This is a genomic window from Paenibacillus baekrokdamisoli, from assembly GCF_003945345.1.
In the GTDB taxonomy this organism is placed as follows: Bacteria; Bacillota; Bacilli; order Paenibacillales; family Paenibacillaceae; genus Paenibacillus_Z; species Paenibacillus_Z baekrokdamisoli.
Genome location: NZ_AP019308.1, coordinates 317,824 through 334,356, shown reverse-complemented (window position 1 = coordinate 334,356; position 16,533 = coordinate 317,824). Strand labels below are relative to the sequence as shown.

16 protein-coding genes are annotated in these 16,533 nt (G+C 45.7%); 4 read left to right on the top strand and 12 right to left on the bottom strand.

From position 1 onward, the window contains the following. Window positions 1-45 precede the first annotated feature (45 nt). Together EKN16_RS01345 and EKN16_RS01340 are read left to right on the top strand one after the other, a co-directional pair. The gene (locus EKN16_RS01345) at window positions 46-936 is read left to right on the top strand and encodes an AraC family transcriptional regulator (protein WP_125653358.1); all 891 of its coding nucleotides are present in this window, start codon (window positions 46-48) and stop codon (window positions 934-936) included. 98 nt (window positions 937-1,034) lie between these two features. Beyond that, on the top strand, window positions 1,035-1,754 hold the full coding sequence (locus EKN16_RS01340) for a DUF1361 domain-containing protein (RefSeq protein ID WP_164522629.1): 720 nt from the start codon (window positions 1,035-1,037) through the stop codon (window positions 1,752-1,754). 309 nt (window positions 1,755-2,063) lie between these two features. Here the strand turns inward: EKN16_RS01340 and EKN16_RS01335 are convergent, their stop codons facing one another. Beyond that, a complete protein-coding gene (locus tag EKN16_RS01335; RefSeq protein WP_375782097.1) occupies window positions 2,064-2,699 on the bottom strand; it encodes a GTP pyrophosphokinase in 636 nt (211 codons plus the stop codon). Between the two features lie 171 nt (window positions 2,700-2,870). On the opposite strand from EKN16_RS01335, the gene EKN16_RS01330 reads away from it, so the two are divergent. Both EKN16_RS01330 and EKN16_RS01325 read left to right on the top strand, forming a co-directional pair. Beyond that, a complete protein-coding gene (locus EKN16_RS01330; protein ID WP_125653356.1) occupies window positions 2,871-3,608 on the top strand; it encodes a tRNA(His) guanylyltransferase Thg1 family protein in 738 nt (245 codons plus the stop codon). Between the two features lie 2 nt (window positions 3,609-3,610). Continuing rightward, the gene (locus EKN16_RS01325; RefSeq protein ID WP_125653355.1) at window positions 3,611-4,045 is read left to right on the top strand and encodes an AAA family ATPase; all 435 of its coding nucleotides are present in this window, start codon (window positions 3,611-3,613) and stop codon (window positions 4,043-4,045) included. A gap of 120 nt (window positions 4,046-4,165) precedes the next feature. Here the strand turns inward: EKN16_RS01325 and EKN16_RS01320 are convergent, their stop codons facing one another. From EKN16_RS01320 to EKN16_RS01270, 11 genes are all read right to left on the bottom strand, one after another. Continuing rightward, complete coding sequence (locus tag EKN16_RS01320; RefSeq protein WP_125653354.1) at window positions 4,166-4,873, bottom strand: FadR/GntR family transcriptional regulator; 708 nt, start codon at window positions 4,871-4,873, stop codon at window positions 4,166-4,168. Window positions 4,874-4,878: 5 nt separating this feature from the next. Continuing rightward, window positions 4,879-5,604: a LutC/YkgG family protein gene (locus EKN16_RS01315; RefSeq protein ID WP_125653353.1), complete on the bottom strand. Its 726-nt coding sequence runs from the start codon at window positions 5,602-5,604 to the stop codon at window positions 4,879-4,881. Then, on the bottom strand, window positions 5,597-7,114 hold the full coding sequence (locus tag EKN16_RS01310) for a LutB/LldF family L-lactate oxidation iron-sulfur protein (protein WP_125653352.1): 1,518 nt from the start codon (window positions 7,112-7,114) through the stop codon (window positions 5,597-5,599). The genes EKN16_RS01315 and EKN16_RS01310 overlap by 8 nt, the downstream gene beginning before the upstream one ends. Continuing rightward, a complete protein-coding gene (locus EKN16_RS01305; protein WP_125665724.1) occupies window positions 7,111-7,839 on the bottom strand; it encodes a (Fe-S)-binding protein in 729 nt (242 codons plus the stop codon). Before EKN16_RS01305 ends, EKN16_RS01310 begins: the two co-directional genes overlap by 4 nt. A gap of 469 nt (window positions 7,840-8,308) precedes the next feature. Next, a complete protein-coding gene (locus EKN16_RS01300; protein WP_125665722.1) occupies window positions 8,309-9,073 on the bottom strand; it encodes a DeoR/GlpR family DNA-binding transcription regulator in 765 nt (254 codons plus the stop codon). An 83-nt stretch (window positions 9,074-9,156) separates the two neighbouring features. After that, entirely contained in the window at window positions 9,157-10,629 is a 1,473-nt protein-coding gene (locus EKN16_RS01295; protein WP_125653351.1) for a rhamnulokinase, read from the bottom strand. Between the two features lie 21 nt (window positions 10,630-10,650). Continuing rightward, window positions 10,651-11,913: an L-rhamnose isomerase gene (gene rhaA, locus EKN16_RS01290; protein WP_125653350.1), complete on the bottom strand. Its 1,263-nt coding sequence runs from the start codon at window positions 11,911-11,913 to the stop codon at window positions 10,651-10,653. Window positions 11,914-11,933: 20 nt separating this feature from the next. Further along, on the bottom strand, window positions 11,934-12,305 hold the full coding sequence (locus tag EKN16_RS01285) for a sensory rhodopsin transducer (RefSeq protein ID WP_125653349.1): 372 nt from the start codon (window positions 12,303-12,305) through the stop codon (window positions 11,934-11,936). A 4-nt stretch (window positions 12,306-12,309) separates the two neighbouring features. After that, window positions 12,310-14,379, bottom strand: a complete 2,070-nt coding sequence (locus EKN16_RS01280) for a bifunctional aldolase/short-chain dehydrogenase (RefSeq protein WP_125653348.1) — start codon at window positions 14,377-14,379, stop codon at window positions 12,310-12,312. A 222-nt stretch (window positions 14,380-14,601) separates the two neighbouring features. Next, window positions 14,602-15,030, bottom strand: coding sequence for a PH domain-containing protein (locus EKN16_RS01275; RefSeq protein WP_125653347.1), 429 nt, complete (start codon window positions 15,028-15,030; stop codon window positions 14,602-14,604). Window positions 15,031-15,142: 112 nt separating this feature from the next. Next, complete coding sequence (locus EKN16_RS01270) at window positions 15,143-16,357, bottom strand: hypothetical protein (RefSeq protein WP_125653346.1); 1,215 nt, start codon at window positions 16,355-16,357, stop codon at window positions 15,143-15,145. Window positions 16,358-16,533: the final 176 nt, after the last annotated feature.

Here is a 16,533-nt window from a genome sequence, read left to right as displayed (position 1 = left end):
TTAGCGAAAATACTAAGTTGATCTGCCAAATGAGGAGATTTCGAGATGACGACCTATACGAGCGATTCTTATTTTCAAGATGAGCGATTCCCCTTCTTTATCGATCTGTGCACGATACGGAAACAGGAGCATGTTCCATCACATACGCATGATTTCGTGGAGCTCGTATTTGTGGTGGAGGGGAGCGCAGACCACGAGATGTCCGGTCATCACTACAAACTCACCGCGGGGGATGTTTTTGTATTGGAGCCTAACGTTTATCATAGCTATACCGCTTCTTCGGATGAGGATACGGTCGTCTTCAATGTGCTCTTTGATGCGGCTTTCCTACAGAAAGAGCTCGAGGTGCTACAGCAGCTGCCATCATTTATTCACTTCTTTTATCTCTCGCCCTTCCTGAGGAAAGCCCAATCCTTCGTTCCTTATCACCCTCTGCAAGCCGGACAAAAGCTGCACATCCAGCATCATTTACAAATCATCAACGAGGAGTTTCAGACTAAACGTGAGGGTTATCAGCTGCTCATTAAGACTCGCTTCATCGAATGCTTGGTCTGGTTAAGCCGTTATCAGCAGGAGAATCGCAATGGCAAGCAGGAAGAGGTAAGTGATCAGGCGTGGATGGAATCGATCCGTCATTTCGTTGAACAGCACTATCAACAGCCTCTTACATTGAAGCAGCTTAGCCGCCTTTGTGGAATGAGCGTGTCTTCGTTCACTGCAAAGTTCAAAGGAGCGACAGGGATGAGTCTGCTCGATTTCAAGCATGCCATCCAAATCCGCCATGCGTCTGAGATGCTAAGAACCGATGCCAATAAAAAAATACTTCAGATCGCCCTAGAAACTGGCTTCAATGATCTCAGTTTCTTCAATAAAATGTTCCGTAAGCATACAGGCGTTACGCCACGTGAATATCGGTTGTACAATTCTTCTGATTAAGTTGTCGATAGCTCGAAAGCCTACGTCTAATTTTCTTTACAGGAAACCTTTTTCTCACTCAAACGTCTATAGGTTATCATGATTATGGAGGAGAGCCGGTGAAAGGGTTACAAGAAATAAACCTGCAGAGTAAAAGTATTCTCTTAGTTATTCTTCTAGCCGCAACGCTGGGCTGCTTGTCATTGGGCGTGTACGTGAGGCATTATACGAGTCGACCTATCTATCTGTTTCTGAATTGGGATGTCTTCCTGGCATGGGTGCCCGCATTCTTCTCTTTACTTATTGACTTCGTGTTTGTTTACATAAAGAAGTACCGCTTAGTGAGAACCCTCTTACTCCTACCTTTAGGACTGATGTGGTTATTTTTCTATCCAAATGCTGCGTATTTGATTACAGATATGCTGCATCCTTTCATCCATTATCGGTCCAATGCGAATGGCTCATTTATACTTGATCTCGAATTCTGGTATCATCTGATCCTATTCTTCACTGCTGCATTAATTGGCTTATTCCTTAGCATCTATTCGTTATATTCCGTACAGGAGCTGGTCAGACAATCCTTTGGCCGATTAATGAGCTGGCTATTCGCGGTGTGCGTGCTTGCGCTTAGCAGCTTTGGTATCTATATTGGAAGGTTTATCCGCTGGAACAGCTGGGATGTAATCATGAAGCCAAAAGCTATAGTGAGGGATCTTCATTCTATTTTAACCGATACGGCTCAATTACATCTTTTGCTGCCTTTCACAGCGCTGATCTTTGCCGTTTCCCTGCTGGGCTATTCGTTCGTTTATGGTTTTACTTATTTAAAGAGGCTATAATCAGTGCTTGCCATCACGACTAACATAGCGAAGCGGACGGAATCGTTCTGAAGAAGCGATAGCGTTCGCCTTTGTCTCCTATTTCTACCCCCTAAGGGATAGAATCAAGAAATAGGGAGACATCAGCGATCGTAAGAATGATCCGTCCGCGCAGCGGGTTTGTATGCACCATACTTCGAATCTATCCAGCATTGCGCTGAGGATCAAGCCGCAAAATCTCGACTATAGCTATGGATGTAGGATAAAAAAGCTTTATCAACGAAAGTGGAGTTTACTAATTTCCACTCGCTGATAAAGCTTTTGCTCGGCTTACATTAAAGTTGGTTGTGGGGTGCCGAATCGTTGAACCTCATCCTTGAGGCCCAGCATCCGTTTATCGAGCATAGCAATCATATCTGCTGTTTCCTTCAGCTCATCGCGGATCGATTCCGGCATATCCTCATGGAATTGATAATAAATTTTATGCTCCAGACTGGCCCAGAAATCCATAGCAATCGTTCGGATCTGAATTTCTACATTCACATGCTCGATCCGTTCCGATAAGAAGATAGGAATCTCGATAATTAAATGTAGACTTTGATAACCATTTGGCTTCGGATTCTTAATATAATCCTTCATTTCCAGCACCTTGACATCGCCTTGTCTGCGAATCATCTCATAGACACTATACACATCAGTAGAGAAGGAACAGATCACCCGAACACCGGCAATGTCACGAATATGAGCCGCCGCATTCTCCTTCGACACTTCAAGACCTTTGCGCTTCAGCTTCTCTACAATACTTTCTGGCGACTTAATTCTTGTCTTAACATGCTCTATAGGATTGTAATCTTGAACGAATTGAAGCTCCTCATTCAAAATAGTTAGTTTCGTGCTCATTTCATCTAATGCAAATTTATAACTCATCAACATTGCTGCCCATTCGAAAACCATCTGCTTGTCCAAAATTTGAATCACTCCTGCCTGAGTATCCTTCTGAATAAAATAAGTACATTTATTATGGTTAGTTTAAGTAATACTATTGTAAGTAATACTCCTCCTTTCCCCCAAAGGTTCCATTATTTTTGCTGAGTATCCCGACTAGCATTTTATTCAGAAAGGAAGGTACATAAAAAAATGAAAAAAGATGATTTTGGTAATAGAATGAAGGAATATGAAAATGCTTTTAGACATCGTTTACCGCGAAGACTCCCAGTGATTTTAAGAATAGATGGTTGTCATTTTCATACATTTACACGAGGAATGAAAAAACCATTTGATGAGACTCTAACTAATGCACTATGGGAAACCTGCAAATACCTTGCTCAGAATATAATGGGTTGTAAAATCGTATACCATCAAAGTGATGAAATATCAATTTTGATTACGAATTATGATAAGCTGACTACACAATCGTGGTTTGAAAATAATATCCAAAAGATGGTTTCAGTTTCTGCTTCAATGGCAACAGCTAAATTTAATGAGGTCATTAAATCGGACTACCCTGATAAACCACTAGCGACTTTTGATAGTAGAGCATGGGTACTTCCATATGATGAAGTGACAAACTATTTCCTTTGGAGACAACAAGATGCCACAAAGAACAGTATCTCGATGGTATCACAGGCAAATTTTCCTCATCAACAATTGCAAGGGCTCGATGGAAAACAACTTCAAGATAAGTTATTGTTAGAAAAAGGAATCAACTGGAACGACCTTCCTGTTTGGCAAAGACGCGGCGTATGTATCACTAAGCAAAATTATTTAAAAGGCGAAACACAAAGAAGTAAGTGGGATGTCGATCATGAAACACCAATTTTTTCACAAAATAGAGATTACATTAATCAGTATGTGTATCTCGATAAGGATGAGTAAATGTGGAGTGTGTAATTTTTGTTGGCATTCAGGCTTCAGGTAAATCAACCTTTTATAAAGAAAAGTTCTTCAATACTCATATAAGGATTAATATGGATATGTTGAAAACTAGGCATAGGGAAAAATCTTTAGTGATGGCTTGTATTCAAAGTAAGCAATCGTTTGTAGTCGACAATACAAATCCAACAAGAGAAGAACGAGCTAAATATATTGAAGCAGTGAAGCAGTGGAGATTTAAAGTTATTGGTTACTATTTTGAACCTAATTTTGACGAAGCGGTTATAAGAAACGAAATGCGACAAGGGAAAGAAAAAGTACCTGATGTTGCGATAAAGAGTACAATCAGCAGACTTCAAAGACCATTAATCGAAGAAGGATTTGATGAACTGTATGGTGTGGAATTAATGGATGGAAAATTTCATGTGCGAGATTATTGAGCAGCGCTCCTCCCAGTTTTTAATGATAACTTCAACAAAAATAGAGGATAGCTCGCTCATCTAATGAACGAACTATCCTCTATTTACGATACTCAGACTACCTTGTTTCAGTCTAATCCGCTATACATATTTCATCAGAATGCTCTCCACATGCTGCAAATGCTGCTTCATTTTGTCTGAAGCAAGGCTTGCATCTTGGTTCACAATCGCTTGAAAAATAGCTGAATGTTCCTCATACAGCTGCTCCGAAACTGATCGATTCGCATAGAGCTCCGCGCGGCGGATTTCTCTAATGGCCATTTCCATCTGACTCGTTATAGACTCAAACAATCGCACCATAATACTGTTATGGGTAGCTTTGGCGAGCGTCAGATGAAAAAGCAAATCTGTCCGCTCCCCCTCCAGATCATCGCCGATCGATCGTTCCATCTCAAGAATGAGAGCATTCAAGGCAGCAACATCTGCTTCCGTCCGTTTCTCAGCCGCTATCGCTACATTGGACACCTCAAGTGATTGCCTAACCTCTAGCAGCTCCAGCAGCGTTTCGCGATTAGAGCGGAGCGCTTGAAGCTCTGGAAGAGCAATATCAACAGGAGCACTGCTAATCACACGGCACCCTCCGCCTTGGCGAATTTCAATCCAGCCCATCGCCTTGAGCGCACTAAGCGCCTCACGGGTTGTGGATCGTCCAACGCCGAATTGCTCGGACATTTCCTTAGTGGATGGCAGCTTATCTCCAACCTTGAGCTTACCATCTGTAATAAGCAGCTTGATCTGCTCAGCAATTTCTTCATAGTGATTTCGCTTCGTTAATCGAGTAACTTCCATCCCCATCAGCCTACGAAGAGCGCATAGACAACGCCCGGTCCATGAACACCTATGGTGAGATCATTCTCAATATCAGCCGAACGGCTCGGTCCAGAGATGAAGTGAATACCCGCTGGCAGGTTACCTTGACCCGCTTGATCGAAGTTCACCATAATTTCGCCCAGTCTTGTCTTTAATCGATCGACGGGTATGATCGCCATAAGGACAGTAGGAAGTAGACTGACAGATCTGCCCTTATCCTTGGAGGATAGAACGGTTATCGATCCTGTATAGGCAGCGGCATAGTCGGCGATAACGACGCCAAAGTCCGCCTCTGCTGCCCGCGCTCTCCAATGCTCCTCGGAGCCTTTGTTCCATACGGATACCTTGGCATCTGGAAGGGCAGCTTCCAAATTCAGCTCATCCAGCTCCAGTTGATTCTGGCGGATAACGTACTTCGCGCTCATCTCCACTGCCTTCTCTTGAATGAACTGCCTAACGTCATCCATCGAGGCAAGCCGAGCGACATGCCCCCCTGCGCTCTTGAAGTTCTCCGTGAAACGCTCAATTCGATCCTCAAGTGGCCATTCGAATTCCTGCCAGAAGTCAGGTGCGCCGCGGAAAGGATGCGCCGGTTTCTCCAAAACTCTCGGGCGCTTCAGCTTTCGTGCGATATCGTTCATGAACGTCGCTTGCTTCGCTTTGGACTGCGCAGTAAGCTCATCCAGCCATTGTTGATGTGACTCAGCCATGACCATGACCCCCTCCTTCTGTACGATCCTTAACGATTGCTTCCATTCGGCTCTTCATTGCAGGGTCCATTTCCTGCAAGCCATGGCGTATCTCTGCTTCCATCGTTCCCCAGATGTCACGGAAAGATTCCTTCGGTAAGCTTGGTGCCACTCGGTAGCTATTCCAGCCCTTAAGCGGTCCAACCTTCAGCCGGATGCCGCCATCGCGAACGACGAGCTTTTGCCCGAGCTTACCGATTTTCAATACAGCTTTGAAGCGTTTCGAATTTGACATCACTGCCGCGAAGCCCTTCATACCCAGCGCTTCTAGCTTATCTCCTCGACCGCTCTCCAGCTTGCGTCTGCGCAAGTAGATAAGCATTTCATGAAGAGGAATCTTCACCGGACAGGCTTCGTAACAAGCACCGCAAAGACTCGAAGCATTCGCGATATCATCCCACTGCTCGGTATTCTTGTTGAGTGCTGGTGTAAGAACGGCACCAATCGGACCGCTGTACGTGCCGCCATAAGCATGGCCGCCAATATGGCGATACACTGGGCAAGCATTCAAGCACGCGCCGCAGCGGATACAGTTGAGTAATTCTTGGAATTCAGGATCACCTAATTGTAAAGAACGGCCATTATCAACAATAATGATATGCATTTCGTCCGGTCCGTCTGCATCAACATCTCTACGAGGTCCAGTAATACCGGACATGTAGACAGTCAATTTCTGTCCCGTAGCGGAACGGGGCAGCAGCGTGGCCATAACCTCGAGATCCGCCCATGATGGAATAATACGCTCCATTCCCATTAGTGTAATCTGTGTCTTAGGAACAGTAGTGACCATACGTGCATTGCCTTCATTCTCGAAGAGCACCATGGAGCCCGTCTCCGCAATTGCAAAGTTGCATCCAGTCATGCCAATATCGGCTTCAAGAAACTTTTGTCTGAGCTTACGACGAACGAATCCAGCAAGAATCGTTGTATCGGGAGCTAACGTTTCTCCAGCATCAGCGGATAGCAGCTCGGCGATTTGATAGCGATTCTTGTGTATGGCTGGAATAATAATATGGGACGGCGTTTCACCAGCAAGCTGGATAATATATTCACCCAAGTCGGTTTCAATTGCTTCAATGCCGATCGATTCCAGTGCATGATTGAGATGAAGTTCTTCCGTGACCATCGATTTGGATTTCACGACCGATTTGGCTTGATTACGCTCCGCAATGGCGAGAGAAATCTTCACAGCATCCACATCGTTCTCGGCAAAATGAACATGAACGCCATTGGCACGGGCATTATCTGCAAATAGGTTCAAATAATAATCCAGGTGTGCGATCGTATGCAGGCGAATTTGTCTGCCTCTCTCCCGCCAATCATCCCAGTTGCCATGATCTGCTGCCGCTTTCTCTTTACCTCCCCGAAGCCGCTCTGTTGTGAACCGAACCGCTTTGCGCAGAAAATCATTATTAAGCGCGAGATCCGCGCGTTCTTTTACGGTAGATTTGCCTTTTGCCGCTGTACTCATGCTCCCTTCACTCCTTCATATAAGAGTTCTGCTAGATGCATAACTCGGACCGGTTGATCCCGGTAACGCAGATTACCCGCAATATTCATAAGACAAGCCATATCAAGACCAACTAGTACCTCGGCCTCGGTCTCCAGCACATGATCAGTCTTCTCTGTAACCATAGCGCCGGAGATATCAGCCATCTTCACCGCGAACGTTCCGCCGAAGCCACAGCAATCATTAGCAAAAGGAAGCGGCACCAGCTCCATCCCCCTCACACTGTTCATCAGCGCAATAGGTTCATCCTTCACACCTAATAGACGGCTTCCGTGACAGGATGGGTGATAGGTGACCTTATGTGGAAAAGTTGCTCCAACATCCGTAACGCCTAATACCTGAACGAGAAATTGGCTAAACTCATACGACTTGCTTTGCAGCTGAATCGCTTTATCCAGCATAACCGGATCATTCTCGAACAGCTTCGGATAATGATGGATCATTCCTGTACAGGAACCAGAGGGGGAAATGACGAAATCGCAATCCTCGAACGCTTCTAGAATCGTCGTCGCTGTTTCCCTTGCTTCCTTCCAGTAACCACTATTGAAAGCTGGCTGTCCGCAGCAGGTCTGAACCGTTGGGAATTCAAGCGTAATCCCGTATTTAGCCAGTAAACGAACCATTGCTTCTCCTACCCGCGGGTAGAGCGCATCGCTTAAACAGGTAATGAATAAAGAGACCTTCATCATGGAACCTCTCTTCTTATTAAAATAGTGGTTTGAAAATTAAACTAAGCGGAGTTTCGCTGCGCGAGCAGATCATTCTTCCGATCGCTGTTGCAGCCAGATTCTTTGATTGTATTAACCCTTATAGGGTTAGAATCCGGCTGCAAAGGCGAACACTGTCGTTTCTCCAGAACGATTCTGCTCGCTCCGCTAACTGCTATTTGTTTTTTTCGTTCAACTTACATAGATCAATTTAGAACCAGTTGAATGAATGCTGATCTAACCATAGGTTCAATCAAACCAATCACTTTGAATGAATGCTGCTCTAACCATAGGTTTGAGCAAACCAATCATTCTTGAATGAATGCTGCTCTAACCATAGGTTTTGAGCAAACCAATCATTCATATTATATCAGGTTATCAGACAAGTTGAATATGGGTAATTTACAATTTGCCTTCCCTCTGGGATGAAGGAAGGCAGATTGTATGCTTATACGGTTGTGATCGGAATGTTTCTCTCGGTTAGCTGGTTCAGCACATCTGGTGCGATGCGGCGATCTGTGATGATGGCATCCACTTGCTGCAAATCAACAACATGTGTAAATGCTTGAATGCCGAATTTGCTGGAATCTGCAAGCAGGATTACCTGATCTGCTATGCCAGCCATCTTTTGCTTGATCCGCGATTGGAGCTCATTAGACTCGCTAATTCCTCGCTCGAGGTGAACCCCTTTGCATGAGAAGAAAAGTTTATCCACGTGGTAGGCATCCAGCGAGCGCTCAGCGAGAGGACCCACAAATGATAAGGATCTCTGCGCAAGCAGTCCACCAGTAGAGATCACCTCAACCTTTTCCCTGCTGCTAAGCTCGGTCGCGACCCTGATGGAATTGGTCAGCACTGTAAGCTGAAAGTCGGGAAGCATCGACGCCATATACCAAGCAGTTGTACTCGCATCAAGAAGAATGCGATCCTTCGGCTGAATCCATTTGATGGCTTCCTCCGCAATCCGCTTCTTCTCTTCCGCGTGGATGATTTCCCGCTCCGTATAAGGTGTTTCGGGCTGCTGCTGCTGATCCTTGACACTAACCGCTCCACCATGGGAACGACGAAGCCGACCAGCCTGCTCCAGACGATCCAAATCCCGACGGATCGTCTCTTCTGTAACCTGACATAGCTCACTCAGCTCAGAAACCCGAATGCTTCCTCTTTCATTTACTTGCTGAACAATTTTCTCGTACCGCTCTGCAACCAGCATGAAGACCCTCTTTTCAAAACCGTGATAACGTACTTCCTTACTTACACTTCCAACCTGCATCTCTACTAAGAGTGTACCATGAATTAAGCTAATCCCGTAACTCTTCGGAATGTTCCATAAGCATCTTCCCAAGCTTCGAACTGCTCTGGCTCATAGATGGTTACAGGGAAAGAGTCGGATATCACCTTTCTCGCTTCCCATATATCACTTAGCTCACCTTGAGCAATCCATTGCACGACGAGATTTCCTATCGCGCTTCCCTCCGCCGGTCCTGCCCAGACGGGCTTGCCAATTGCATTGGAAGACCATTGGCAGAGCAGCGTATTATGAATGCCGCCGCCCACCATATGCAGGCCGTTAAACTGCTTACCGGAAAGACGTTCGGTCAATTCCAACACAAAGCGGTACTTCAGTGCCAAGCTCTCCAAGATGCATCGCGCGATCGCACCCGGTGAATCCGGAACCTGCTGACCACTTAGTCGGCAGTACTGTTGAACCTTGGCAGGCATATCACCTGGATGCAAGAACAGCGGATCATCCGGATCAATAAAGGCTGAGAAAGAACTCGCTTGCTCCGCTAATTTCACTAATTCTGGGAAGGAATAGGTCATTCCCGCTCTTTCCCATTCCCGGCGGCTCTCCTGCAGAATCCATAAGCCCATGATATTCTTGAGCAGGCGATAGGTTCCGTAAGCTCCACCTTCATTAGTGAAATTCAGCTCCTGTGCTAACTCATTAATGACAGGCTGATCAACCTCAGTACCCATAAGCGACCAGGTGCCGCAGCTTAAGTAAGCGAAGGATCGATCCAAAGCTGGTACCGCTACAACAGCAGAACCCGTATCATGCTCAGCTACAGCGTAAACCGGAACCGATGAGATTCCAAGCTCATCCGTGACAGACGAGCGCAGCTGACCCACTTTCGTTCCAGGCTGAACAACATCGCCAAACCAAGAAGACGAAAGGCCAAGCAAACGAAGCAATTCAGGATCCCAACGACTCTCTAGCGGATTATATAGCTGCGTCGAAGTCGCATTCGAGAATTCATTATGCATCTCGCCAGTAAGGAAATAACGCAATAAGTCCGGTATCATTAGAAACCGATCCGCTTCACGAAGCAAGGGAGAATCAGCTTCCTTCAAGGCAGCCAGCTGATAAATCGTATTGAAAGGCAGAAACTGAATGCCAGTCCGTCCGAATATTTCGGTAGCTGGTATGTGCCCAAGTACGCGTTCCATCACGCCATCGGTATGATGATCGCGGTAATGATAGGGATTGCCAAGCAGCTCTCCGTTCTTGCCTATAAAACCGTAATCGACCGCCCATGAATCAATGGCCAGACTCTGAAGCTTGATGCCTTGATGCTTGGCTTTGAGCAAGCCCTGCTTGAGCTCATGGAACAAACGGAGAATATCCCACTGCAGGCGGTCGCCCACCTGCACGGGATCATTGCCGAAACGGTGAAGCTCTTCCACTTCGATCTTGCGATCTGTCAATCGTCCGAGCAGCGCTCTACCGCTGCTCGCACCCAAATCATACGCCAGAATGCTCGACATGTGCATCACCCTTATTCGTTGTTATACGCCCCGCTGCAGCAAAACATTTTTCTCATAGTCTTTTACTACAGCCAACCAATCTTCACGCACTGGAACACCTTGCTGCGCACAATAATAATCCCATACCGCTCCAAAAGGATACGATTTGAACTCTTCAGTCAGAGCAAGACGAGTTGTATAATCGCCTTCGAGTTCCGCTGCTTTCAATGCTTCAATCGGATCAAGCATACCGCGAAGAAGGGCTTTGATCGTATTGCGTGTTCCAATAACCCATGCCGCTACACGATTGATGCTGGCATCGAAGAAATCAAGACCGATATGTGTTTTGTCCAGTAGATCACCACGAACGAGCTCTCTGCCGATATCGATTAATTCATCATCTAGAGTTACAACATGATCGCTGTCCCATCTCATTGGACGGCTTACATGCAATAGAATGCCATCTGTGAATAGAGCAAGGGAAGACAATTTATTAGAAATCACTTCTGTTGGATGGAAATGGCCTGCATCCAGACAAATCAGCTTATTATTCCGAATGCCGTAGCCCATATAAAATTCATGAGAGCCAACGACGTACGCCTCTGAGCCAATTCCGAACAGCTTGCTCTCAATGGCATCAAGGTTATGCGCAGGGTTGATCTCTTCTGCGAATACTTGATCAAGCGCATCCTTAAGACGTTGTCTAGGTGCCATACGATCTGCCGGCACATCCTTGAAGCCGTCTGGAACCCAAACATTCGTGACACAAGTCTGACCAAGCTGCTCACCGAAATAAGCGCCAATTTTCCTTGATGCTTTGCAGTGGTCGATCCAGAATTGACGAATTTCCGGATCGGGATGGCTTAAAGTGAATCCATCCTTGGATTTCTCATGAGAGAAACAAGTTGGGTTGAAATCTAAACCCAGACCCTGTTCTTTCGACCAATCCACCCACTTCTGATAATGCTTCGGCTCGATTTTATCCAGTTCCACTACTTCATCGGTATCCGCATAAATCGCATGAAGATTCACTTTGTGTTTGCCAGGAATTAAAGAGAACGCTTTCTCCAAATCTGCACGTAATTCCGCTGGCGTCGTAGCCGCTCCAGGGTAATTACCGGTCACGGAGATACCGCCCGTAAGTGCTTGATCCTTATTCAAGAAACCTCGAACGTCATCACCTTGCCAGCAATGCATCGAAATTTTGATTGTATTCAATCGGTCCAGTACTTGATCCACGTCGATGCCATGCTGAGCATACAGCTCCTTGGCCGCTTCGTAATTGTTAACAACCTTCTGATCCATATTAGATTCTCCTCTGCTCATTACTTTATTGGATAAGCGATAACTGACATAAGAGCATTCTCTGCTTGTGTTGCATCTAGGCGACTGTATTGAACGATAACCGCAATATCGCTGCATACTTCAATAGCGTAAGGAACGTCGGCTGGAATCGACATTCCTTTACTATTGAGTGTGCTGGTACGGATATGCTTCGTGCGTCTTGGCGGAACGACGTATAGGATATCTTCAATTGGTTCACGATCTTCAAAAAAGATCGTTATTCGAAGCAGTGCTTCCTCTGACGAGCAGTTCAACACGCAAATCGATTCATGGCTGACCAGTGAACCTGCGCTCGTAGGAGGAATATAGGCGTCAGGGATGATCCAATGTTTTTCCCCTTTGGGTCTGAACATAGGCTTAACGAGTGAAAGCAGCAGGAACGCCGCCATCAATTGTCAGCATACAGCCAGTCGTTTTATCCGATTTGGAGGAAGCGAAGAAAGCGATACCTTCAGCAATGTCCCGTGGATAAATGTTAACGAGCAGCGTTGTGCGTTTACGGTAGTGCTCTTCCAATTGATCCGGCTCAATACCATAAGCGGCTGCCCGCTCTGTACGCCAGCTGCCGTTCCAAATCGCCGATCCTTGCAGAATGGCATCCGGTAAAATCGTGTTAACGCGGATACCAAACTCTCCGCCCTCAGCTGCGATACAACGTGCCAAATGCGCTTCAAGTGCTTTGACCGAGCTGTAAGCAGAGGCGCTCTTGCCTGCATATACGGAGTTTTTCGAACCGACGAACACCATGTTACCGCCGATGCTCTGTGATTTCATAAGTTTGAATGCTTCGCGCGCAACTAGGAAATAGCCTGTGCCGAGCACATTCATGTTCAGATTCCATTCTTTCAAGGTCGTTTCGTCAAAAGGACTTGAAGTCGCTAGTCCCGCATTGTTGACGATGATATCAACGCCGCCGTATGCAAGAGCTGTCTCTGCATAAGCTGCAATGACCGCTTCTTCGCTTGTTACGTCCATTTTAACTGCAATCGCACGGTTCTCGCCGTATTTATCATTAATTTCTCCAGCGACCTTCAAGGCGCCTTCCAAATTCAAATCAGCAAGCACGACATGTGCGCCTTCAGAAACGAGTCTACGTGCTGTTTCGCTGCCGATACCGCCCGCGCCGCCAGTGATGAAAGCAACCTTACGCGAGAACTCAGTCTCAGCTGGAGCAAGCGACAATTTGTAAAGCTCAAGCGGCCAATATTCAACATTGTAGGATTCATTCTCGCTTAATGAAACGAATTCACCAAGTGCTGTTGCTCCGCGCATAACGGCAATTGCACGATGGTAAAGGGCTCCGCTAACTTTCGATGCTGCCCAACTCTTGCCTGTGTTGATCATACCAACACCTGGAATAAGGATAACGCGTGGAGCCGCCTCGAACATTACGTCGCCTTCATGCTTGTTGAGCTCGAAGTAAGCTTCGTACTGCTTCTTATAAGCAGCAATGCTTTCTTTAAGTATGGCTTTAAGACCTTCGATGTCACTAGCATCCGGTGTCCATTGTACGAATAATGGAACAACCTTCGTATGCACAAGGTGATCCGGGCAAGCCGCTCCAACTTGGGATAGCGTAGCGGAATTTGCTCCGCCAACGAATTGCAGCACATCGGCTTCGTCGTCGAAAGTAAGCAGCATTTTCTTCACATCGCTTACTGCTCCGCGAATCGTTGGCATCACTTGTGAGGCAATGCTTCTACGCACATCTGCCGCAAGCGCTTCATGCTTCACGCCGCCGAACAGCTTTGCTTCATTCACGCGGGATTCAATGAATGCTTCTGCTTCGCTGATGATTTTGATCGTTTGTGCATAACACGCCTCGGACGTTTCGCCCCATGTAACAAGACCATGCTTCTCCATTAGAACGAGCTCTGCATTCGGATTGTCGAGTACGCCTTGCGCGATCATTTTGGAGAGAGTAAAGCCTGGACGAATATAAGGAACCCATACGAAGCGGTTGCCAAAGATCTCTTCTGCAAGCTGCTTACCGTTATCTGCGCAGCATAGGCTGATGATGGAATCAGGATGCGTATGATCCACATGCTTGAAAGGCAAGAAAGCATGCAGCAAAGTCTCGATGGAAGCACGCGGGTGCTTGCTATCGATCATACAGTTGACCAAATAAGCAACCATCTCTTCATCCGGCATTTCGTCCTTCTCGAACAATGGACGGATATCCTCCATGCGAAGACCAGTGAAATTGCTAGCTTTCATCGAAGCTAGATCAGAACCGCTTCCTTTGACATACATCACTTCAACATCACGACCGCGGAAATCCTTAACCGTTGTCTTGCTTGACGTATTGCCTCCGCCCCAGTTGCAAACTCGACGATCCGTACCGATAATATTAGAACGATAAACAAGCTCATTCAGTCCGCTTTGCTGATCAGGTGCTTTCGTGTTGTCCCATAAACTTTGTACCATGATAGACCTCCGTTTATATGTGATAATGTTTGTTTGAACCTAGTCTATCATGTTTGTTTGTTTTTGAATACCTATATTTCAAAGAAAAACAAAGATTCATTGAATCGAAGTGCTCTTCTCACTATCACGATAATTAATAGAAATATTTTATCATTTACAACACGAAAACAACCCCCGCTGGCCTCGTGAAGTGGCTGGCGGGGGTTGTGATTGTCATCATGTCTAAGCGTTCAGTCGTTTAAGGTTCTGGTGGGCAATCGAAAGTATCGCAACGTAAAATGGCTGGAGATTGAATTTTTTGCCGAACTCAAATTTGTACGACCTTGTTTTTACGTCATTGCTTTTGTAATAAGGCGAAGTGATGTAATGGATGGTGAGTTCACTATCATCAAAACCAGTACCCGCCGTTTCCATAGTAACTTCGTAGATCGAGTCCAGGTCTATGGATGCAACTCTTGTCTTTTTCCCAGTCACACCTTGATGATCGATCAATACGATTCGGCTATCCGTAACAATGAAAGTGTCACGAATTAATCTAAAACCCGTCTGTATCTGCTCGTTAGGCATGAGGTAGGCACTGTACTGACGTGATAGTTCTTGTATGGAGAGCTCCGAATAGTTACCAAATAATCCGTTTAAAATTCCAGCCATTAAACAACCAGCTCCCTTTTAACATCATTTCATACCTTAACTATACACATCCTTTTTTGGCGATATGCGGAAAAGAAATATTCTCCCCGGAGTCATTCTGCAGCGAACTGACCTAATTTGATATTTGCTCCCACAATGACGTGAATATCTCGTTATCCATTTTGAAATATACGTCTGTATATCCATATCGAATATATCCCGTTTTAATTAATATCAAGCTCGTTCGGGAACCATCCTTGAGCTCAAGGGTCAGTTCCTTAAATTGCTCATCATTCTGATAATCTCCCAGCGTCTGCCCCGCACTTTTGCTTGTGAGAGGGATCGTATTATTCAACTCCTCTACAAAAGATTCCACTAGCTCTACTTTCGCTAAAGGTGTACTTCTATCAACGCCATTATTCCAATCGCTGAAGCTTCTTACTTTGGCGGCAGTCACTTGACCGCTCAGCTTAAGCTGACCAAAGATGTCTTTACCATCATGTATCGTTATACCATTCAGACATTCATATAACTCTGAATATACTATACCGTCTTGTTCAGAGTAGGCCATGATTCGAAAATCCTTATCGTATCCTTTCACCATATACACATCCGTGACCCCTATGGACGAAGCAAATTGGGTGGAGAATTCATCCTGCTTACTCCATTCGTCAATGTTGGCCTTCGTAGTCCCTAGCTTCTCCCCTCGTACTTCCTTAGCATGTGCGCTATCCATTTTTGTGGCCGTCTGCGTGTAAATTTGATCATTATATACAATCAATCCAATCATATCGGCTGCAGCATTGGTTGCTTCAGGCAGCTTGATCGCAGGTATTTGTAAGTCACCCGAAGCTTCTAAACCTGTTTGCTCCGGTTCTCTTATTTCAATAGCTGCGGCATAAGATCCACGATCATCCGACCACTTCCCACTTATGGAAATTACATACCTCCCAGGCTTCGATGGCAAAATGATTTTATTCCCGTTTACCGCAATCGGGATCTGCCCCTCTTCCCAATTCATAGCCAGTATCTGCTCTGGTTGTTCCTTGCTAGCAAATGTTAGCGACATTTCCTTGTTTGGCGGAACTACAGCTGCAGCAGCTTGATCCCTTACCAAGCTCGAAGGGTCAGGCGCATCTGCAATCGAATTATGCCATTGATAAGAGCCTAGAATGAACGAAACCTTCTGATTATCGACCAAACCCGTTAAACCCGGTGGTTCCTGCATGTCTTTAATGGTTACAGAATTTACAGCCGAGGAGGTTCTCGAACAGCCTCCCGCTCCCATTATAAAAACAAGTAAAATGCATATGAGACTACCTGCTCTAGTCGGTTGTCTTCGTTTCATATCTTCACGATCCTTTCCACAAAAGATTCTTTATCCGATCCGGCCCTGCTATATTTGGAATAATTTCAGCCTTACATCTACTCGACGGGATTTTCCAAAGCAATGTTGCGAGAAGCCAAATACGCTCATGTGCAGACAAAAAAAAGCCTGAAGGATGAACCTTCAAGCTTTCAACT